This is a genomic window from uncultured Algibacter sp., from assembly GCF_947490405.1.
Taxonomy (GTDB): domain Bacteria; phylum Bacteroidota; class Bacteroidia; order Flavobacteriales; family Flavobacteriaceae; genus Algibacter_B.
Genome location: NZ_CANLGU010000004.1, coordinates 169,785 through 190,534 on the forward strand (window position 1 = coordinate 169,785; position 20,750 = coordinate 190,534).

18 protein-coding genes are annotated in these 20,750 nt (G+C 33.2%); 4 read left to right on the forward strand and 14 right to left on the reverse strand.

Annotated elements, in window-relative coordinates:
* Nucleotides 1-90: 90 nt before the first annotated feature.
* A complete protein-coding gene (locus Q0772_RS10455; RefSeq protein WP_298344051.1) occupies nt 91-1,701 on the forward strand; it encodes a hypothetical protein in 1,611 nt (536 codons plus the stop codon).
* Nucleotides 1,702-1,988: 287 nt separating this feature from the next.
* Here the strand turns inward: Q0772_RS10455 and Q0772_RS10460 are convergent, their stop codons facing one another.
* The 8 genes from Q0772_RS10460 to Q0772_RS10495 all read right to left on the reverse strand — a co-directional run bounded on the left by Q0772_RS10460 (nt 1,989) and on the right by Q0772_RS10495 (nt 12,250).
* The gene (locus Q0772_RS10460; protein WP_298344054.1) at nt 1,989-3,539 is read right to left on the reverse strand and encodes an acyl-CoA carboxylase subunit beta; all 1,551 of its coding nucleotides are present in this window, start codon (nt 3,537-3,539) and stop codon (nt 1,989-1,991) included.
* A gap of 2 nt (nt 3,540-3,541) precedes the next feature.
* Entirely contained in the window at nt 3,542-4,984 is a 1,443-nt protein-coding gene (gene accC / locus Q0772_RS10465; RefSeq protein ID WP_298344057.1) for an acetyl-CoA carboxylase biotin carboxylase subunit, read from the reverse strand.
* Between the two features lies 1 nt (nt 4,985).
* Nucleotides 4,986-5,471, reverse strand: coding sequence for an acetyl-CoA carboxylase biotin carboxyl carrier protein subunit (locus tag Q0772_RS10470; protein WP_298344059.1), 486 nt, complete (start codon nt 5,469-5,471; stop codon nt 4,986-4,988).
* Nucleotides 5,472-5,506: 35 nt separating this feature from the next.
* Complete coding sequence (locus tag Q0772_RS10475; protein WP_298344062.1) at nt 5,507-6,055, reverse strand: NUDIX domain-containing protein; 549 nt, start codon at nt 6,053-6,055, stop codon at nt 5,507-5,509.
* A 12-nt stretch (nt 6,056-6,067) separates the two neighbouring features.
* Nucleotides 6,068-8,224 carry a gliding motility-associated C-terminal domain-containing protein gene (locus tag Q0772_RS10480; RefSeq protein ID WP_298344064.1) on the reverse strand — a complete coding sequence of 719 codons (2,157 nt, stop codon included), beginning with the start codon at nt 8,222-8,224 and terminating at the stop codon, nt 6,068-6,070.
* Between the two features lie 82 nt (nt 8,225-8,306).
* The gene (locus tag Q0772_RS10485) at nt 8,307-9,395 is read right to left on the reverse strand and encodes a M42 family metallopeptidase (RefSeq protein WP_298344066.1); all 1,089 of its coding nucleotides are present in this window, start codon (nt 9,393-9,395) and stop codon (nt 8,307-8,309) included.
* Between the two features lie 410 nt (nt 9,396-9,805).
* Nucleotides 9,806-10,600 (reverse strand): hypothetical protein, encoded by a 795-nt coding sequence (locus tag Q0772_RS10490; protein ID WP_298344069.1) that lies wholly within the window; start codon nt 10,598-10,600, stop codon nt 9,806-9,808.
* Nucleotides 10,601-10,744: 144 nt separating this feature from the next.
* Entirely contained in the window at nt 10,745-12,250 is a 1,506-nt protein-coding gene (locus tag Q0772_RS10495; RefSeq protein WP_298344073.1) for a BspA family leucine-rich repeat surface protein, read from the reverse strand.
* Between the two features lie 210 nt (nt 12,251-12,460).
* Between Q0772_RS10495 and Q0772_RS10500 the strand changes: the two genes are divergently transcribed.
* Nucleotides 12,461-13,138: a DUF4294 domain-containing protein gene (locus tag Q0772_RS10500; protein WP_298344076.1), complete on the forward strand. Its 678-nt coding sequence runs from the start codon at nt 12,461-12,463 to the stop codon at nt 13,136-13,138.
* Complete coding sequence (locus Q0772_RS10505) at nt 13,139-13,765, forward strand: hemolysin III family protein (RefSeq protein ID WP_298344078.1); 627 nt, start codon at nt 13,139-13,141, stop codon at nt 13,763-13,765.
* 6 nt (nt 13,766-13,771) lie between these two features.
* Here Q0772_RS10505 and Q0772_RS10510 read toward each other — a convergent pair whose 3' ends face one another.
* Genes Q0772_RS10510 through Q0772_RS10520 form a run of 3 tightly spaced genes read right to left on the reverse strand, consistent with a single transcriptional unit; the run spans nt 13,772 to nt 17,754 of the window.
* Nucleotides 13,772-14,524: a T9SS type A sorting domain-containing protein gene (locus Q0772_RS10510; protein ID WP_298344081.1), complete on the reverse strand. Its 753-nt coding sequence runs from the start codon at nt 14,522-14,524 to the stop codon at nt 13,772-13,774.
* The gene (locus Q0772_RS10515; RefSeq protein WP_298344084.1) at nt 14,524-15,936 is read right to left on the reverse strand and encodes a DUF1501 domain-containing protein; all 1,413 of its coding nucleotides are present in this window, start codon (nt 15,934-15,936) and stop codon (nt 14,524-14,526) included. The genes Q0772_RS10510 and Q0772_RS10515 overlap by 1 nt, the downstream gene beginning before the upstream one ends.
* A gap of 9 nt (nt 15,937-15,945) precedes the next feature.
* Nucleotides 15,946-17,754, reverse strand: a complete 1,809-nt coding sequence (locus Q0772_RS10520) for a DUF1800 family protein (protein WP_298344087.1) — start codon at nt 17,752-17,754, stop codon at nt 15,946-15,948.
* A 172-nt stretch (nt 17,755-17,926) separates the two neighbouring features.
* Here Q0772_RS10520 and Q0772_RS10525 point away from each other — a divergent pair, with 172 nt between their 5' ends.
* Nucleotides 17,927-18,424, forward strand: coding sequence for a GNAT family N-acetyltransferase (locus Q0772_RS10525; RefSeq protein WP_298344090.1), 498 nt, complete (start codon nt 17,927-17,929; stop codon nt 18,422-18,424).
* Between the two features lie 25 nt (nt 18,425-18,449).
* Here Q0772_RS10525 and Q0772_RS10530 read toward each other — a convergent pair whose 3' ends face one another.
* The 3 genes from Q0772_RS10530 to Q0772_RS10540 all read right to left on the reverse strand — a co-directional run bounded on the left by Q0772_RS10530 (nt 18,450) and on the right by Q0772_RS10540 (nt 20,468).
* Nucleotides 18,450-18,878: a DUF4268 domain-containing protein gene (locus Q0772_RS10530; protein WP_298344093.1), complete on the reverse strand. Its 429-nt coding sequence runs from the start codon at nt 18,876-18,878 to the stop codon at nt 18,450-18,452.
* Nucleotides 18,879-18,977: 99 nt separating this feature from the next.
* Nucleotides 18,978-19,652 (reverse strand): ZIP family metal transporter, encoded by a 675-nt coding sequence (locus Q0772_RS10535; RefSeq protein ID WP_298344096.1) that lies wholly within the window; start codon nt 19,650-19,652, stop codon nt 18,978-18,980.
* Between the two features lie 84 nt (nt 19,653-19,736).
* Complete coding sequence (locus Q0772_RS10540; RefSeq protein ID WP_298344099.1) at nt 19,737-20,468, reverse strand: class I SAM-dependent methyltransferase; 732 nt, start codon at nt 20,466-20,468, stop codon at nt 19,737-19,739.
* Between the last annotated feature and the right edge of the window lie 282 nt (nt 20,469-20,750).

The window sequence follows — 20,750 nt, forward strand, 5'->3', positions numbered from 1 at the left end:
TTTATAACCTTATTTTGTAATCCTTTACGCCTTTTATTTTTATTTGTATATTTTTACTGCGTTATTGACAAATAGTAAGAGTTAAAAATCATGCTTAAAATTAATTTCTCTCTAAGGATTATAAGCTTGTGCTTGTATTTTTGGTTTATCGGTTTATTGGGTTATGGTCAGATAAATAATGATTATTTCAGGCTTATTGACTCTGCAGATATCCATATTGATACGGATTCGGAAAAAACGCTTTCCTTTCTCGAAGCTATTCCAAAACCACTTGAAGAATTTATTCCAGGAAGAGTTGCAGAATATTATTCTCTTAAAGCTCTAGTTCATGACGATTTTGATGAGTATACCAAATATCACCAATGCTGTATTTTAGCTATTAAATATGCGGAAAAGGAAAATACATTTTGCATTGCAGGGGAGGCTAGTGTTGGACTTTTTTCAAATCTATATTTTATAGGAAATATTAATGATGCCTATAAATACTTAAAAAAAGCCAGAGACTATTATGAAAAATGCGACTATAAATATGGTGACGTTGAAGTGCTACAAGCAGAAGCCTATGCAAAATTTCTTGATGGGGATTACATAGGTTGCAACACATTTTTACTTAAAGAATTAAAAAATTATAAGAACATAAAAGATGATGCGTACTATTACATGTTCGCCTTGTATATGCTCTCTTCTAACTATATTTATTTAGACGATTTAAAAAAAGCTCATAAGTATTATCATGAATTTAAATCTTTAAAGAACGATACTACCATAACGAAATATAATTACTTCTCTTTTGAAGGTGCAATACAAACTTGTTTTGCTGATATTTATTTAAAAGACAAGGATATTGACTCAACAAGTTTTTATTTAGAATCATCTTCAAAGTTAACAAAATACATGTCGGAAGATGCATTAGAGGATTATTATGGACTACATGCAGATCTTAACAAATACTTAGGAAACATAGAAAATTCAAAAATTTATATTGATTCTATGGTTTTTTTAAATAATAAAATACATAGCAAGACAATTGAGGCTAGTTTTGATGTAAATGATTCTTTAGATAAAGCCGAATCAGAATTAATTTCTCAAAATAGAAAGAAGGCTTTTAATAGGTTTTTAGCAGTAACCATAGTTGTTTTTCTAGTATTACTTTCTTTATTACTATATATTCATTTTAAGAGGCAAAAAAATAAATTAGTTAATTATAATCAGGAAACCAATACGAGCTTATCCTATTTAAAGACTAATAATGAACAGCTGGCTTTAAAAGTTCATGGATTAGAAGCGTATATAAAGAATCTTAAAAAAGAAGTAAAACAGATTTCCAGAACTGAATGTATAAATCACCAGAAAGAACAGATTAAAGACTTATATAAAAACTTGCATATCAATTCTTCAACCTTGTTAGATAAAAGTGAGAGTCATTTGGATATAATGAATGAGTTAAATGTTGAGTTTTTTAAGAAAATTGAAGAAGTTCACCCTGAATTAAACAAGTCTGAAATCATAATCTGTTATTATTTGTTTATGGGCTTTACAAATAAAGAAATAGCCGTTTTTTTAAATACCACAATCAGATCTGTTGAGAGTAGACGTTATAGAATTTCAAAAAAGATACATCTTGTAAAAACAGATACCACACTTCTTGAGTATATAGAAAACACTTTTTCTTATACCTTGAAAAATGGCTTAAACCATTAGTTTTATTGCTTTATAAGTGATGCGTATTGAATGCGTAGTCAATTATTGTGAGAATTTGTAAGTTTTTTTGATATTTGAATATTGCTATTATCAATAAATTAATTCATCAAGTTTAATTATTTGTTCTTTTTTAAGGTTTGATTTAGTTCTATTTTGATATACTAGGTTGGTTGTATTTCAAATTAGTTTAAATTATCAAAACAAGTAAAATTTGTGATTAATTGAGAGTCCTTTTTGGATTCTGTAAATTGAAGTAAAATTAGGAGTCTAGAGATAGACTCCTTTTTTTATAAAGGGATGTTTCCATGCTTTCGTTTTGGACTATCAACTTTTTTATTTTCAAGTATTGTAAATGCCTTTAAAAGTTTTCTCCTAGTATTTTTTGGTAAAATAACCTCATCTATAAAACCACGTTTTGCAGCTCTGTATGGATTTGCGAATTTTTCAGCATATTCAGCTTCTTTTTCGGCCAATTTTTCTTCTGGGTTATCCGCATCAGCTATTTCTTTTCTAAAAATAATCTCACTAGCGCCTTTAGCTCCCATTACAGCAATTTCAGCTCCTGGCCACGCATAGTTAAAATCAGCACCAATATGTTTGGAGTTCATAACATCATAAGCACCTCCATATGCTTTTCTCGTAATTACAGTTACCCTTGGTACAGTTGCTTCACTCAATGCATACAGTAATTTTGCACCATGTACAATAATACCATTCCATTCTTGATCGGTTCCCGGTAAAAACCCTGGAACATCAACTAAAACCAGTAAAGGAATATTAAAACAGTCACAAAACCTTGTAAATCGAGCAGCTTTTCTTGAGCTATTAACTCCTAATACACCTGCAAATGCCAAAGGCTGATTTGCTATAATTCCTATACTTCTACCACCTAACCTTGCAAACCCTACAATAATACTTTCTGCATAATCTTTATGGATGTCATAAAATGAGTCATCATCTATAATACCTGAAATAACATCGTGCATGTTATATGGTTTATTTGGATTGTCTGGAACAATATCTGATAAAACATCGCGAACCTCACTTTCAATCTTAATATCTATTTTTTTTGGTTTTTCCGTATTATTTTGAGGTAAATAGCTTAATAGTTTTTTTACATCCTCAAGACATGCAATATCGTTCTCTGAAGTTTTGTGGGCTACACCAGATTTTGAAGCATGGGTTTGTGCACCTCCTAGTTCCTCGCTGGTTACTTCCTCATTAGTTACTGTTTTGACTACATTGGGGCCAGTAACAAACATATAGCTTGTGTTCTCTACCATAATGGTAAAATCTGTCATCGCTGGTGAATATACAGCACCACCTGCACATGGACCCATAATCGCTGAGATTTGAGGAATAACCCCAGAGGCTTGCACATTTCTGTAAAAGATATCGGCATAACCACCTAAAGATCTTACGCCTTCTTGTATTCTAGCACCACCAGAATCATTAAGGCCAATTAATGGGCAACCTACTTTAACAGCCATGTCCATAATTTTACAGATTTTTTCAGCGTGTGTTTCGGATAAAGAACCTCCAAAAACTGTAAAGTCTTGAGCGTAGGCATAAACCAGTCGGTTGTCTATAGTACCATATCCTGTAATAACACCATCGCCATAAAAGACTTGGTTTTCCATCCCAAAATCGGTTGTTCTATGGGTTACTAAAGCACCAATCTCTTCAAAAGTACCTTCATCAAACAAATATTCTATACGTTCTCTGGCAGTAAGTTTTTTATTAGCATGTTGTTTATCTATACGTTTTTGTCCACCTCCAAGTTTAGAAAGCTTTAAAGCTTCATTCAGCGTATTGATTTTTTCTTGTTTGGAATCCATATTTAGTTGTTAGGTAAACGTAATAATTTTTGGTCTTCTATGTATTGTCTAAGAGCAATTAAAGTGGCAATTTTAGCTTCATTTTCTGTTTTTTCTTTTAAATGTTCAGGCGAATAATAGTTTTTCACAAAATGCGTGTCAAAATTTCCAGAACGGAAAGTGTGGTGTTCACATACAAACTTTCCGAATGCTAATGTGGTTTCAACACCTTTAACAATGTAATCATCTATAGCCTGTATCATAAGTTGTATGGCTTCTTCTCGTGTTTTGCCATAGGTGATCAGTTTAGAGAGCATTGGGTCGTAATATATTGGTATATCCATACCTTCCTCAAAACCATTATCAACACGAATACCCTTTCCTTTAGGTAGCTGATAGGTTTCTAAGTTTCCCACACTTGGCAAAAAATCATTTAGAGGATCTTCAGCATAAACACGTAATTCTAATGCGTGTCCATTAATTTTTAAATCGTCTTGTTCTATTTGAAGTGCTTCACCACGAGCTACTTTAATTTGAAGTTCTACTAAATCTACGCCAGAAATTAATTCTGTTACAGGGTGTTCAACTTGAAGCCTTGTGTTCATTTCAAGGAAATAAAAATTGTGGTCTGCATCCAATAAAAATTCTACGGTGCCTGCTCCAAGATAATCACACGAGCGCGCCACTTTTATAGCAGCATCTCCCATTTTTTCTCTTAATTCAGGAGTAAGAAGCGATGATGGTGCTTCTTCAACTACTTTTTGATGCCGACGTTGAATACTACATTCACGTTCAAAAAAATGTAAAATATTACCATGACTATCGGCCATCACTTGGATTTCAATATGTCTTGGAGAGGTTACGTATTTTTCAATAAACACAGAACCATCACCAAAAGCAGAAGTCGCTTCACTGATAGCACGATGCATTTGAGATTCTAAATCCGTTTCTTTATTAACCACACGCATGCCTTTACCGCCACCGCCTGCTGAGGCTTTAATAAGTATAGGGTATCCAATATCATTAGCAATAGCTTTTGCTTTTTTTACGTCGGTAATGGCTTCATCAATACCAGGGACCATAGGGATGTTGTAAGCTTTAACAGCCTCTTTAGCAGCAAGCTTACTTCCCATGATTTTTATGGCTTTTGAACGAGGCCCTATAAATATGATATTATTTTTTTCGCACAGTTCTGCAAACGTAGCATTTTCACTTAAGAAGCCATAACCAGGATGAATAGCATCAACATTCAAATCTTTTGCAACTTTAATAATTTTGTCTCCTCGTAAATAAGATTCGCTTGAAGGAGCCCCTCCAATACAAACGGCTTCATCGGCAAATTTAACATGGGGTGCATTTCGGTCTACAGATGAAAAAACAGCAACAGTTTTTATACCCATTTTTTGAGCCGTTTTCATCACTCTAATAGCTATTTCCCCTCGATTAGCAACAAGTATTTTTTGCATATTATTCAAATTCAATTAAAAGTTGATTTTTCTCGACAGCACTTCCCTTTTTTACAGAAATAGATTTTATAATACCATCTCTTGGAGACGTAATCATATTTTCCATTTTCATAGCTTCTAAAATCAAAAGGTTGTCATTTTCATGGACTTCTTGACCAACCCTAGCATTAATTTCTAAAATTAACCCAGGCATTGGAGCTTGAATAGCATTGATTTGTTTGCTAGTTCCTACGGAGAGTCCCATATCTTTAATAAGTAAATCTAAGGGGTTGGAAATAGAAACAGTGTATGTGTTGTTGTTAATTTTTACTGTATATTGTTTTTGATTGAAATTAGCTTCAACGATTTCAGCTTTGAAAGAACTATTGTTATTTAAAACATGATACTTTCCTTTAGAAACTTGAAACGCATCAAGTTCTAAAACATCGGCTTCAGAAATATCAAAATCAATATTGTCATTGACTTTAGCTTTAAAATACGTATTCATAATAAGAAAAATTAACTGTAGTAAATATAAGAATTTTAAAGCACTGATTTTACTTCATTTAAAATGAATAAGTAGTATGATTTATTAGAAGGCACGAAGTGGTTACCATTATTTTCAATCGTATTTATTAAAGATTCAAATTCTTCAAGAGTAACGAGTTTTAAAGCTTCAACTTCAGATTTTTGTGGTATTAATTGTGATCGTGGTACATTTAGTTTTGCAATAAATGTGTTATGAAATTCATTGTCAATAATACCATTTTCATAAGATTGAAAACACTCAAAAACACCTATTTTATTTAATTCGGTTTCAGATATAGTTAGACCAATTTCCTCTTGAGTTTCTCTTATAATGCCTTGTACAGGCGTTTCGCCAGCATCAATATGACCCGCAACTGAGACGTCCCACATCAACGGACAAATTGTTTTTTTTGCAGAACGCTGTGATAATAAAATATCACCTTTATCAGTATATAACCATAGGTGTGCCGTATGATGATAATACCCTTTTTGGTGTATAACTGATTTGAGTTCAGTTTTTCCAGTTGGTTTACCTTCTTTAGTTACAATGTCTATATATTCCATTTTAATTTTGTCTTATTTTGTACCTAGATAAAGGGTTCCTGCAATAGGAGCTAATCCGCTATCTCTCATATTAATAACATAAAAATAGGTGCCCGATGGCACTTGATTTGCAGCTCCAATAGCACTTCTAGATGCGGTTCCGTTCCAGTTGTTTTGGTAATCCTCAGATTGATAAATAATAGCACCCCAGCGGTTAAAAATTTTTAAATCTACAGTAAATCCACAACCATTTATTTGATTAATAGTAAAGTACTCGTTCCAAGGGTCTTGATTGGGCGTTACTACTTTGGATATGGTGATGTCCTCACCATTAAAAAGTCTATTAGAACTCACAGATATTACTTGTACAAAGTCTTCAATAGTTCTACCACAAGCATCGGTAAAATTCCAAGTATTGGTATAAGTACCATTGTAATCACAATCGCTATTTTGAATAAACTCTCCAGAAGTTTTAATGATATTAAAATTACAAATATTAGTAATAGGAAAAAGCGTTTGCGCCTCCAATAAAGCATTTGTATTACCCATAGCTAGTGTTCTATCCAAACTACCAACGGGTGTTTCCCATTGCGGAATTGGTTGATTTATTTCTATAGTCAAGGGGTTTCCTAGTTCACAATCATCCAAAACGCTAGAACTAGATGTAGTAAAATTGTTCGGGTTTTGTTCTCCGCTATAACTGGCTTCAAATTGCATATCAAAATCCAAATCACATTGGTCTTCCAAAAAATAACAAGCGTCTTTTACCATAACATCAAACGTAATATTTATTGGTGCATCACCAACATTTACTAAGCCATCTTCAACAAAAAACTCTAAAATTCTGGTGTCCACATCATAATTAAAAGCAACACCAATGGGTAAATTATTAGCAGAAACAAATTCAATATTTTCAGGAAGCGTTTCAGAAAACAACACATTCAAAGCATTATCATTTCCTGTATTAAGTACATTAAAACTATAGGTTACCGTATCTGCGGCATTGGTTGTATTATCAACAACAGACGAACTCACAAGTATTGGGTACAAATCAGGCACCCAAACTTCAACAGATAATCCTATTAAAAACAAGCCATAGGTTTCTTGATTTGAAGCTAGCCGAATAGAGGCAGACGATTGGTTGTTGCCAATAATACCATTATTCGTATTATCTAACTGAAAAACAGCAGCATCAAAGCCTAACGTATTTAAACTTGCAGGATTTCTATCCGTAAAATCTGTGTCGTTTATGGTAATTCTGCTATTAAAAAAATTTCCAGAATCCCTTAAAGGTGCAGAAATATCAACATAATTACCCAAAGTATTTTGTATTTGAAACCGATCACCAATTAAGCTTCTGTCGCCTTCCAAAGCACCAATTAAGGTGTTTACATTTACAGGCCCGTTTGGGATGGTTCTAAAACCAGAAAACCCCACATCATAATTATTAAAATCTTTGGTAATATGTGCATAACCATCAAATATGCTGATGTTTTTAGAAACAAGTTTTGGACTTTCATAAATAAAAACAACTTGCCAACCTCCAGAAGTACCCGTATTGCCTCCAGTATGCTGAAATAAAAACCCAGTTTGAGCTTCAATATTTGCTAATTGATAAGTACCATAGGGGCTATCTAAATCTAAAACTAAATCAGTAATATCTTTAAAACAAACATAGGGGTCGTTACTAAAGTGTGTATCTCGCCCTCTGTACAAAACTTCATCAGCAGTTAATGTATTATAATTGGTTTTTCCGGGAAGCATAAGTTTCACATCGTTAAAACTCCAATCGGGTTGGTTGTCTGAACCATCATCATTTTCTTTATCAGCAGCAGCCCAATATAAATAAGCTTTTTTTATGCTTATACATGCCAATTGGGGTTCTGGATTCGTAAAATTGGCGTTGCTAGAGTTAAAGGTACTAGCATCATTATCAATATCTACATAAACATTATCAATAAAATCATGGTTATCGCCCTCTCCGTTATAAGCATCGGTAGCTGTTCTAGATAAAATAGTGTTGGCTATTATAGTAAAATCACCACGAACCATCTCGTTAAATCTGGGTAAAAATTCTTGTTGTATTTGGGCAAAAGCGTAAGGAGAACAACCAAACAAGGCAATAAATAGAAAAAATAAAGTCTGTTTGGTTAATGGGAATGTATTTGTATGTAAAATATATTTACCCAAAAGAGGTAGCAATTATTTAAAAAAATTAAGCCGATGATTATAAAATACCGGCTTAATTCTATGGTATTAAAACAACAGTAATTTACTTAAAATAACTGAATGTTTCGCCGTCTTTAATGTTTAATAACGATTCGTAAATCAATTTAATAACATTTTCAACATCTTCTTTATGCACCATTTCTACAGTTGTGTGCATATAACGTAGCGGTAACGAAATTAAAGCAGAAGCAACACCGCCATTACTGTAAGCAAAAGCATCTGTATCTGTTCCTGTTGCTCTTGATAGTGCAGAACGCTGAAACGGAATCTTTTTAGCCTCAGCCGTATCTGTAATTAAATCACGAAGTTTCTGTTGAACTGCAGGCGCATAAGCCACTACAGGGCCTTTGCCAATTTCTAAATGTCCTGCCTTTTTCTTTTCAATCATTGGGGTAGTGGTGTCATGCGTTACATCAGTAACAATCGCCACGTTTGGTTTAATAGTTTGGGTAATCATTTCCGCACCACGTAGTCCAATTTCTTCCTGCACAGCGTTAGTAACGTAAAGTCCAAAAGGTAATGTTTTTTTGTTTTCTTTTAGCAATCGCGCCACTTCAGCAATCATAAAACCACCCATGCGGTTATCAATGGCTCTACACACAAACTTATCGCCATTTAAAATATGGAATTCATCCGGATATGTAATTACGCATCCTACATGCACGCCTAATTTTTCAACCTCATCTTTAGTAGCACACCCACAATCAATAAAAATATTATCAGGTTTAGGAGGCTCTTCCTTAGCGCGGTTTCTGGTATGTATGGCTGGCCAACCAAAAACACCCTTAACAATACCTTTTTTAGTATGTATGTTTACCACCTTACTAGGTGCTATCTGATGATCACTACCACCATTTCTAATCACGTAAATTAGGCCATTATCAGAGATATAATTCACGTACCACGAAATCTCATCCGCATGCCCCTCAATAACCACCTTGTATTTAGCTTTTGGGTTTATAACTCCAACAGCAGTACCGTAGGTATCCGTAATAAACTCATCCACATAAGGTTTTAAATAATCCATCCAGATTTTTTGTCCGTCCCACTCATAACCTGTAGGAGCCGCATTATTTAAATATTTTTCTAAAAAGTCCATCGACTTCTTGTTAAGTATGCTCTTCTTTGCCATTTATAAAAGTTTTGCACTAAAATAATAATATAAAATGTAAAAAATCAATTGAAAACCCTCTTATATTTTAAAATGTTTAGAGCGTTACCACAAGGGTCGGGCTTTACGTTATATCTTTTTAAAACGTCATTGCGAGGAGTGAGCGACGTAGCAATCTTTCAAATCTAAGCACAAATCAATCTTATAGTTCATTAAGTTTTAAAAAGGATGCCACTGCAATCCCTAACGCGGGTGTGTTTGCTTGGGGTAATTTAAGACGAAACGCTTAGTTTTCTTGGAGGGTTCGTTTAACGTGATTGTGTATGATTAGTGGCGTGGTTTTGCACTTAACTTTGCAAGTACACACTAAGTTGGAAATTCCGCAGGAATTTCCAAAGTAGGGGAGAACAAGCAATTACTTATAGCCATTGTTATGTGCTGAATTTTTTATAATAATATTTTGTTTTCGAATCAATTTGGTCATTTACAATAACCACTTCTTCAACCAAATTATTTTCAGAGTCATATTTGTATTCAATTCTTTTCTTGACTTGAGAATATGTCATTTTAATGAGTTGTCCAATTTCGTTGTACTTTTTTATTAAATATAAATTACCTTTTCTCTTTTTGTTCTCATAAATAAAGAGCGTATTCTCTTTCTTGTTATGAATGTAAATAGAAGTTGAAGCTTTTTTTCCGTTTGCCTTAAACCTTTCGGTTTTCTTTAACAATCCTTCATTATCATAGTAATATTTATAACTCAACCAGAAGTTGTCAAATTTCACATTTTTATTATACAGTTCAGTATTTAAGTTATTCTCATAAATTCTCTTTTGATGTATTAATAATTTACCATCTGGACTATGTTGAAAATTCTCTGTTCTATTTCCGTTTTTGTCATAATTATAAGTTAGAATAGTGGATATTTCACCTGATTTATGACCAGTTTGTTTATTCATTAATCCATCAGAGTTATATTCGATTATATATTGATAGTGTATTTCCCCATTTTCATTATATCTATTGTCTTTGATATGCTTTCCTTGTTTGTCATAAATGTCAATTTCTTTTAAAATACTATCATTACTATTTAAATCAAACTCATATTCAAGTCTTTCACTTATTTTATTATTCATTCGTATTTTCTGTTCCTCATCAGTGCTAATCTGACTGAAAGCAAAACAAGAATTTAGTGTAAGAATTAATATTAGAAGGTTTATTTTCATAAGTTGTTCAATTTTGCACATAAAGTGATTGTGTATGATTATTAGTAAATAAAAACCGAATAGAAAATCCTCGCGGATTTTCGTAAGTAGGCGAGGACTAGCCATTAATTATACACGGTGTTGGCAATAGTTATTTTCATTTTATTAAAAATCACATCCTCCTAATATTGGTTTGTTTTCATCTGATAAATTTGAGTTTAAACTAAAGTCCGTACATCCAATAACCTTGTTAGTATTCCAATTACTTAAATTTTGATTAAAAATAACTGAGCCATTAAACATTAAATGCATATGTGTTACATTGCTAACATTCCAATTACTTATATTACTATTAAATGATATTGCATCACGAAACATTGAATGCATGTTGGTTACGTTACTAACATTCCAATCACTTAAATTGCCATTAAATGACGTAGCTCCACGAAACATGAAAATTGTATTTTTTACATTGCCTAAATTCCAATTGTTCAAATCTTGATTAAAAGATTTAGCTTCATAGAACATACCTTCCATATTTGTTACTTTAGTTACATTCCATTTGCTTATGTCTGAGTTAAAAGAACTTGCACTTGCAAACATATTAGTCATACTTATTACATTACTTACATCCCAGTTACTTAAATCTTGATTAAAAGAGCTAGCTTTATTAAACATGTTGTCCGTTGCTAAAAGACTACTTACGTCCCAATTACTTATATTTCCATTGAAGGAACTAGCTCCGAGAAACATATCTTTCATATTGATTACTTTACTTACGTTCCAGTTATTTAAATCTTGATTAAAAGAAGTAGCCCCTTCGAAAGTAGCCCACATGTAATCAATATTACTAACATCCCATGAGTTTAAATCACCATTAAAAGATGTAGCGTTCCTGAACATTTCACCCATACTTGTTACTTGGCTTAAATCAGGAATATCTGTTGCGTTTAATTTTAAATTTGTACACCAGCTAAAGGCTTCAGACATACTTCTCCAAGATATGTTTCCCCAGTTTTCTATAGTTTCAATTTTAACAGCGTTACTTCCTGTTCTGTTAAATATTGCAGGGAAATCTCCACTAATTTTTACGGTATGAATTCCAGTATCCGAATAATTATGTGTTATATCATTTGTAACTGATGAAGAAATAGTTCCATCTCCCCATTCAACGGTATAATTGTAATTAGAAGTAATAAAAGGGTTTATATAGATAGTAATATCTTCATTCTCTGTTGTAGTTTTCCATGTTGTTATAAATTTTGATTCATCAGTCTCAAATTCTTCAACATCAGTGATTGTAATTCTAAAATCAGCAGTTTCAGAAATATCATCAATCGTGGCAATAATTTGTCCAGTAATTTCCATGTTGGTTTCAAAATCAAAATCTTTAGGGTTTGAAACAATAATATCATTACCATCTAAAACAATCGCTCCAGTAATTGATTGACTTGTAATTGTATAATTGGGAGTTTGATTTGAATTTTCAACTGTTGCATTTAGTGTATGAAGTATAAGATTTTCTACAGGATTTTCATTTATAGATAATTCTATATCAGAAAAAATAATTGTAACGGTATCGATTTGTTCATTATCAACGCTATCGTTATTGTTTTCGCTAGAACAAGCGCTAAAAATAAAAACTAATATTGATAAGTAAATAAATTTCATGGATTTTGTTTTTTTAATTATTGCCAATGTTTTTACGGATATCCGTCGTTTAATACTGAAACAAGTTCAGCACAGGTGACTTATATCCGACGTTAAACGAAATTATACTTTTTTTCTGACTAAGTCAAGTGTTATAAAAATCAAAAATCACTTCATCAGATTATTAGAAATTCAGTATTTTTGGCATAATAAATGCCCCTTTTTATTACAATGAACTACTTAAAATACATACTTGTAATTTTTCCTCTACTACTGTTTGCTCAGGTAAATGAGATTAAGCAGGATACCATACCCACAGAGTATATTATTATTGAAGGCGATTCAGTTCCAAGAGTATCTATCGATTTAGATGAAGTGATGCTCCTTCATAAATTGAAATTTGATAGCAGGAAAGACCGTATACGTTATTTAATTCTCAGAAGAAAAACTATAAAAGTATACCCGTATGCAAAAATGGCTGCAGAACGTTTAGATTCTATGAATGCACGTATGGCAACCTTAACTAAAACCAGAGAGAAAAAGCGTTACACCAAACGCGTGCAAAAATATATTGAAGGCGAGTTTTCAGAGGAGTTAAAAAAACTAACCCGTACCGAGGGGCAAATTTTGGTGAAATTAATACACAGGCAAACTGGAAAAACAGCTTTTAATCTCATTAAAGAATTGCGTAGTGGTTGGCGCGCGTTTTGGTACAACACCACAGCGAGTATGTTTGATATTTCCTTAAAGCGAGAGTACAACCCTTTAAACGAAAAAGAAGATTATCTAATTGAAGATGTGTTGCAACGCAACTTCCAAAGCGGACGTTTGGAACGTCAAAAATCAGCTTTAGATTTTGATTTCTACGATTTAACCAACAAGTGGATTTATAATAAGTCCACAGAATAAATGCGTATTCAAACACCTTTTGAAGAAAAATGGAATGCGATATCTCATGGTATTGGTGCTTTGTTTGGTGTTGTTGCACTAATTTTACTAATTGTAAAAAATACGAACAAGACAGATTGGAGCCTTTTTAGTGCTATTATTTATGGAATTTCAATCATTGTTTTATTCACAGCATCAACATGTTATCATGCTGTAAAAGGGGAGAAACGTAAGCATTACTTCAGGATTCTGGATCATATTAGTATTTACTTTTTAATTGCAGGAACATACACTCCTGTTTGCTTAATAGTTTTAGAACAAAGTTTAGGCTGGACGCTTTTTTATTCCGTTTGGGGAATTGCTGCTTTTGGCGTGATTTTAAAACTGTTTTTTACTGGTAAATTTGAGCTGTTTTCAACCTTGCTCTATTTAGTTATGGGTTGGCTCATTGTGTTTGATTTTTCAAACTTATCAGATGCTATTACAGATCATGGTGTTCTGTTTTTATTCTCAGGTGGTTTAGCCTATACCGTTGGTATTGTATTTTATGCCATCCAAAAAATCCCATATAATCATGTAATTTGGCATCTGTTTGTATTAGCTGGAGCTATCTTTCACTTTTTTATGATTTACCTGTATGTGATTTAAAAAGTGTTACTCTCTTTTAATCAACTTAAAAGTACGCTCTTTATCACCTTGTTTAATTTTTAGAATATAAACACCAAAGGATAATGTGTTTCCATTTAGAGGCAATGAATATGTATCGTTACTTTCTGTCATTGATAGGCTATTTTCTATAACAGAGCGTCCTAAAATATCATATAACCTATACTCAATAGGTGCATTTTCATCTAAAGAAACGATTCTTAACGATACATTGTCAACAAATGGATTTGGAAATACAGAAGCATTAAACCCATCTTCTTCTTCGATAACCAAAAACGGATCGGTAATAGAAATTTTCAATTCACTAAAGCCATAGCAATTGCCACCATAATTGGAGTTGGGTGTAATTAAAACATATCTCGCTTGAATTGAATTGAAATCTGGACCTTCATCACCTTCATATGTAGATAAACCCGAGGCTTGTTCCATATTAAATGCTCCTAAATGGGTCCATGTAACACCATCTAGCGAGTAATCTATATTGAATTCATTGATGCCGTAATCCAAATGTTTAGGTTCGTTAGCATTCCAAAATTTAGTTTCATTTAAAACATAGTCATAACCTAAATCATACATAATCCAATGGGTTTCGCCATAAGAAGCAATTGGATTTGGCGAAGGATTACAAGATATCCAACCATCGTACCAAGTTGTGCTATGCCTATCAGGATAACATTGTGCTTTTGTAAGTTGAAAACTTAATATGGCGATTAACGTTATGTATAAACTCTTTATTTTCATTATTGCATATTCATAAAACCTATGGGGTGTGTACCAGAAGCAGTATCGTAAAAATTTGAAATATTAGGAAAAATAGTGGGCAACTCTGATGCTGGAACACCAAACCATAAGGCTAATTCTGCCATATAGCTATCAGCTGCCGTTGTTGGTATAATAACACTATCATTTATATTTAAATCGCTATTTAAGGCTAAAGTTGGATAGTCTCCATAAATGTCTTTCCCATTTACAGCGCCACCCATCATAAAGGCATTTCCGCCCCAAGCATGGTCTGTTCCATTGCCATTAGAAGTAAGAGTTCTTGCAAAGTCTGAGACACTAAATGTAGTCACACAATCATTCACATTAAGTTCGGTCATTACATCGTTAAAATATTTTAAGGCGTCGTTTACTTCAGTTAATTTATTGCTGTGGTTTACTAAAAGTTCATCATGGTGATCCCAACCACCAATTTGAACAAAAAATATCTGTCTTGAAAAGCCTAGAGTATCTCGGGATGCTATGGTTTTAGCAACCATGTTTAATTGCGCTGCAAGGTCATTGTATTCTGGTAATAGTGTGCTAAAATCTGAAATCCCATCAACAGCTGTTTGAAACTCTAAATTGGCATCATTTGAAGTTTTTATGGTGTTTTTATAGGCGTTTTTAAAAATATCTTGATAATCTCTTTCCAGCATGGTATTTAAAGCAGCTGTTTTTAATTGATTAAACTGACCAGATCCACCATAACCATTTATACCAATACTACCGTCGTTACTAATAGCATAAGGAATAATTTGATCGCCACGTTGGAAGATGTTACTCCCTCGTAAAGAGATATTCATCGAGATGTTTTGATTGGAGTTCATGGATTGAACTAAGTCTGCAATTCGTCCTCCCCAACCCGTATTAGTTCTTTCATGTGGGCGTCCTGTTTGCCACTGTTGTTGCTGATCTGCATGCGAAAATAGGCCTAAAGGTGTTTTAACAATACCGTTTAAAATATCAGTTTTACTAGAAGGCTCTACAAGTGTTCCAACGTTAGAAAGAAAGGCTAAATTACCACTTTCAAAGAGTTGTTGCATATCTGGCATTGTGGGATGCAAACCAAAAACACGTCCGTCTGAAGTATTAGGGTTTATTTGTAAAATATCATTCTGGGGAATAGCTAGGTTAGATCGCGTCGTTGCGTATTCGTTGTATTCATTATCACCTTTAGGTATAAGCATGTTAAATGAATCGTTACCGCCACCTAGCAATACACAGACAAGTGCTTTGTAATCACCACCAAGTGTAATTAGTGATGAATTATCCATCGCTGAAGCTGCCATAGCCTTAAGGTTGATTAAAGAAGAAAATAGAGTAGTGTAGCCTAAAGCAGCACAGGAATCTCCAATAAACTTTCTTCTTGATATGTGTTTGTGTTTTGTCATTTTTTAAGGCTATTTAAGAATGGCATAGTCGGGGCTGATAAGTAAAAGATAAAGTGCCATTTTTACACGTAAGTCTGTATATTGAAAATCGTCGTTCCAATCGTTTACAATGGGGTCAATAGCATCTTTAATAAGGTTTTTGGTTTCTCTTGATAATTGGCCATGAGTAAACAGTTTGTCTAATTGATTAACTAAGACTTCGCTGTCTCTAGCATAGTATTTTAAGGCTTCAAAGTCTAAAGAGCGCTCTTCCATATCTATATCCCAAGTTCGTAAGATGGAGTAGTATTGTGGAAAGGTCCACAAGTCTACCTCATTTATAAAATCAATACTCGTTGCAGAATTATGAATTTCAAACTCTGGACCTACCAGTTTTGCACTATCAAATTCTGAATTCGGTACATAGGCAGGTAAATAAAAGTTAAATACATGTGGTGCAGCAAGTGGAGATTGCCCTGTAGCTTGATAAAAGTTATAGGCAACATTCCAGTTTTCACTAGTTTCATTATCTAGGTCAAGTTGTCTTGCCACATTGAAATAGCGAATCATAGGTTCTACTAATTTTCCGTTTTTAGGATCGTCAATCCAACTACAACTTCTAGCTTCTTCATCTAATAAAATAGCTTTAATTACCGCTTTCATATCACCTCTAACACCTTTAGTATTATTAAAAGCAGCACTTACTCTAGAGATATAAGCTGGTGATGGATTGGATTTTACAAGTTGTTGGATTAAGCGTATAGCAATAAATGGCCCCACATTTTGATGGTTGAATAGATTATCTATAGCAGCATCAATATCTTGCATTCCAGATTGCCCACTAGGAACCACTTGACCGTTTAGTAAGCGTTTTTCACCAGGTTCATGAAACTCATCATACATGGCCATAGGTATATCTTTTATGGCTAGATAGTGATTTACACCAAAGCGAGGTGTTACGCCCCAAGGATTTTCCATAACATCAGCAGGACCAAGTCCTGTGAATATTTTTGCGAACTCTTTTATATCATTGTTGTTATAAGTAGGAACCCGGTCGCCGTTACCATCTAAAACATAACTACCATCTTGGTTCATTTCATAAAGACCTATAGTAAAAAGTTGCATGATTTCTCTAGCAAAGTTTTCATCAGGATGAATGTTTTCTTCTGGATTACTTCTGGGGTTATTATAATGACTTAGATAAATCCCCATCATGGGATGAAGTGTTACCTCTCGCAGCAAATTCTTGAAATTCCCAAAAGCATTGTCTTTTAATACATCATAATAATCACCTAAGCCAATACCATAATCACCAAGGTTAGACTCTCTAGAGATAACTAAAATTTCACTTAACGCCAGAGCAATTCGTTGTCTGAGTAAATCTTCATTTCCAATGTTGCTTTCCCACCATGCATATTGAAAATGAACCCAAAAAGGTCCAAAATAGTCATCCTCACTACCGCCATTAGCAACAAATCTATTTAAAGCTTTATCATAAACAGTTTGAGTTAAAGTACCCATAGATTGCGAATTCAAATCGAACTGCTGGTCAATCCAATCTTCATATGTGCCTTCAGCTACTGTTTTAATATAATCTAAATCAGTACCAAAAGTGGCTTGCGCTAAAAATCGAGAGGTTTCAAGTAAACGTCCATCTAGCCCTGTGCCGTTTATTGTGTTGTTATCACTAGCTATTTCATTCCATCCTATACGATCTTCTTGACTGCTGGAAGTCACTGTTATACCATTACTATGGCCAGCACCTAAATAGTCACTGTATTGTTGCGAAAAGAAACAAATCGGTAAACATAAAAACAGGTAGAGTAGGTGGTGTTTCATGCATTTTTTTTTATTGTTAACTATTAAATTGTAGGTTTTTTAAACAGATAACGATTCAAATATAGTTAAAAACCAGTCAACTAACTTATTTTTTCGATGAATGGTAAATTCACTTTATATTAACATCATAAATAGAGTTTTATTGTTTAATTTGAACATTATAAAAGTATATATGTTAAAAATTGAAGAAGCAAATTCAATTCAAAATTTTATTGAAATTGAGAAATTGGCAGACATTATTTGGCGAGAACATTACATTCCAATTGTTGGTAAACCGCAAATAGACTATATGCTTAAAAAGTTTCAGTCTGCTGAAGCTATTAAAGAACAAATAGAAGTAGGTTTTGAATATTACCTAATTTATTTTGATGGCAAACCAGTGGGTTACATTTCAATTAAGCCAGAAATTAATGCGTTGTTTTTGAGTAAAATATATGTTTTAAGTAACCACAGGGGAAAGAAAATAGGTAAATCTGCAATGCAATTTATAGAAGCCAAAGCTAAAGGGTACCAACTAAAAAATATCCGGTTAACAGTAAATATAAACAATACAAACTCTATTAAAGCCTACGAGAAATTAGGTTTTAAAAATGTGGGGCCTTTAGTAACAGATATTGGAAATGGATTTATAATGGATGATTATGAGATGGTAAAATTAGTAAAAAGTTAAAAGTGTAATAATCATATTCACTAAATCATCCCTCTATAACATCTTTATATTCCTCAAAAAAAGCCTCAAAACGCAGCATGTTTTCATTAAAGAATTCCATAACATCGCGCCACGAATTCTTATTATGTATAGATACTTTTTGCTCTAAAGGCAAGTAAATTCTAGAAATCTCTTTGTGGTTCTCTAGAATATATTCCTCATCATAAATTGCATCAGGTAAGTATTCATCTAACAGAATCGATTTTAAAGCAAGGAGCTTTTCCCAGTATTTTATACGGTATTCTAAATCATCTTCAAGGTCTAAAGCCACTAGAGCCTTTTTATTATCAAAATAAAATTTAAAACTTAAACCTTTCAATTTGGTATCATACAAAATCCACTTTCTTGGAAAGGATTTTCCAAAGCTTGTCCAAAACTCTTGTCTTAAGCGTCTAGATTCTTCTTTACTGAACATTTAAAATCTTCAATTTTGTCATTCCTGCGAAGGCAGGAATCCATTTTAATATATTTTAGTTTCAATTGATGAGATTCCTGCTTTCGCAGGAATGACAACCTAAATCAAATAAGCAATACCAACTCCTAAAATAATAGCTACAAATTTAGACATGTTAAACTTGTGTCCCTCACCACTTTCAAATAAAATGGTAGTCGAAATATGGAAAAACACACCAATAACCACTGCATTAATAGCGTGGGCATAATCTGCAATCATGCTAGAGGTATGCGAAATCCAAGTTCCCAAAGGCGTCATTAAAGCAAATACAATTAAAAAGCTTGCGATTTGAAGTTTGGAGTAGTTAGATTGTAATAAAAACATAGTAATCAATGTAGCAATGGGGATTTTATGAATCAAAACTCCATAAACCATATCATTATGGTCATGAATAGAAAACCCTTCTAAAAAGCTATGAATACATAAACTAATAAAAAGTAACCAAGGGAAATCTGTTTCGTCTTTATGTATATGCACATGCCCATGTTCAGCACCTTTAGAGAACAATTCCAAAACAATTTGCAGCATAATACCGCACATAATAAACAACCCTGTTTTTTTAGTCTCTAAATGATTATAAACTTCAGGAAGCAACTCAAAAAGCGTGAGCGCCAATAAAAAAGCACCACTAAAAGAGAGTAGAAGCTTAGTATTCCAAGACTTTTGCTTTTTTGTAAAAAAAGTTAAAGCAAACCCAAAGGCAACAGCAAGAAAGGGTAAAATAAATTTATTCATTTAAAAATAAAAACGATTCAATTATTAAATAACGATTATAAATATTCATGAGAGTTAGGTTATAAAAAGCGGGAATAGCATTCCTTATTTAAATATCATCACTAAACGTTCTGATGCTTTCGGATTAAACTTACCTAATTTATAATCGCCAAAAACATCAAATAAATGCACACCAGCCTCCTCAAAAAGCACCTCAAAATCAGCTAGAGTAAATCCACGCACTCGCTCCTGAAAATTGTATAATGTTTCGTCTGCCGTAAAAGTAATATCTTTTATAATATAACCAGCATCCACATAACGTTTTAAATGGAATTCAATATTATCAACCGTTTTTACTTCTTCAGGCACTAAATTATCAATAACAAACTCACTATTCATAAAATCAATAACCCCAAAACCAAATTCATTTAAATTAGATTTAATAGCTTTTATCGTGTTTAAGTTATCTTCATTTTTATCAAAATACCCAAAACTAGTAAACAAATTAAAAACCGCATCAAACTTTGTGTGGTAAGGCTTGCACATGTTGTGTACATCAAATTTCAAACGGTGATTCTCAAACTGTTTTGCAAAGTCAATACTATTTTCACTTAAATCTACCCCAGTAACATCGTAACCAATTTTATTCAAATAGCGTGCATGTCTGCCTTTTCCGCAGGCCAAATCTAAAATCGTCCCATGCTCTGGGATATTTAAATAGGCTGTAAGCGTGTCCATAAAAGCATGCGCCTCTGTATCATCTCTATCCTTATATAAAATGTGGTAAAATGGTGTGTCAAACCAAGAAGTAAACCATTTAGAAGTATCGTTCGTCATATATTTTTTAGGGGGTTACCACGCCCAAAAGCGTGGTCAGGCTTTCCGTTACAAGTCCTCGCTCGTACCTCGCTGTGGGCTTTCCACTGCAATCCTTAACCCATTATCCGCTAATGCTAGTTATTCAAAAATATTGCTTGGGGCTTTTTGCCTCAAGTTTTCCTTTAAAAATGTCATTCTCGCGAAAGCGAGAATCTAAAATAACGATTTTTGTTTCCGACTCAAAAAATCAAAAATGAAATCAAAAAAACACCTTTATTCTTGATTATTGATCGCAGATGG

Excerpts from the sequence above, each read along its gene's own strand:
- Q0772_RS10490 (WP_298344069.1), bottom strand. The coding sequence starts at position 10,600 with ATGAAAATAAACCTTCTAATATTAATTCTTACACTAAATTCTTGTTTT.
- Q0772_RS10505 (WP_298344078.1), top strand. The coding sequence starts at position 13,139 with ATGCGTATTCAAACACCTTTTGAAGAAAAATGGAATGCGATATCTCAT.
- Q0772_RS10515 (WP_298344084.1), bottom strand. The coding sequence starts at position 15,936 with ATGACAAAACACAAACACATATCAAGAAGAAAGTTTATTGGAGATTCC.
- Q0772_RS10540 (WP_298344099.1), bottom strand. The coding sequence starts at position 20,468 with ATGACGAACGATACTTCTAAATGGTTTACTTCTTGGTTTGACACACCA.
- Q0772_RS10475 (WP_298344062.1), bottom strand. The coding sequence starts at position 6,055 with ATGGAATATATAGACATTGTAACTAAAGAAGGTAAACCAACTGGAAAA.
- Q0772_RS10535 (WP_298344096.1), bottom strand. The coding sequence starts at position 19,652 with ATGAATAAATTTATTTTACCCTTTCTTGCTGTTGCCTTTGGGTTTGCT.
- Q0772_RS10510 (WP_298344081.1), bottom strand. The coding sequence starts at position 14,524 with ATGAAAATAAAGAGTTTATACATAACGTTAATCGCCATATTAAGTTTT.
- Q0772_RS10495 (WP_298344073.1), bottom strand. The coding sequence starts at position 12,250 with ATGAAATTTATTTACTTATCAATATTAGTTTTTATTTTTAGCGCTTGT.
- Q0772_RS10460 (WP_298344054.1), bottom strand. The coding sequence starts at position 3,539 with ATGGATTCCAAACAAGAAAAAATCAATACGCTGAATGAAGCTTTAAAG.
- Q0772_RS10470 (WP_298344059.1), bottom strand. The coding sequence starts at position 5,471 with ATGAATACGTATTTTAAAGCTAAAGTCAATGACAATATTGATTTTGAT.
- Q0772_RS10500 (WP_298344076.1), top strand. The coding sequence starts at position 12,461 with ATGAACTACTTAAAATACATACTTGTAATTTTTCCTCTACTACTGTTT.
- Q0772_RS10520 (WP_298344087.1), bottom strand. The coding sequence starts at position 17,754 with ATGAAACACCACCTACTCTACCTGTTTTTATGTTTACCGATTTGTTTC.
- Q0772_RS10455 (WP_298344051.1), top strand. The coding sequence starts at position 91 with ATGCTTAAAATTAATTTCTCTCTAAGGATTATAAGCTTGTGCTTGTAT.
- accC (WP_298344057.1), bottom strand. The coding sequence starts at position 4,984 with ATGCAAAAAATACTTGTTGCTAATCGAGGGGAAATAGCTATTAGAGTG.
- Q0772_RS10525 (WP_298344090.1), top strand. The coding sequence starts at position 17,927 with ATGTTAAAAATTGAAGAAGCAAATTCAATTCAAAATTTTATTGAAATT.
- Q0772_RS10530 (WP_298344093.1), bottom strand. The coding sequence starts at position 18,878 with ATGTTCAGTAAAGAAGAATCTAGACGCTTAAGACAAGAGTTTTGGACA.
- Q0772_RS10485 (WP_298344066.1), bottom strand. The coding sequence starts at position 9,395 with ATGGCAAAGAAGAGCATACTTAACAAGAAGTCGATGGACTTTTTAGAA.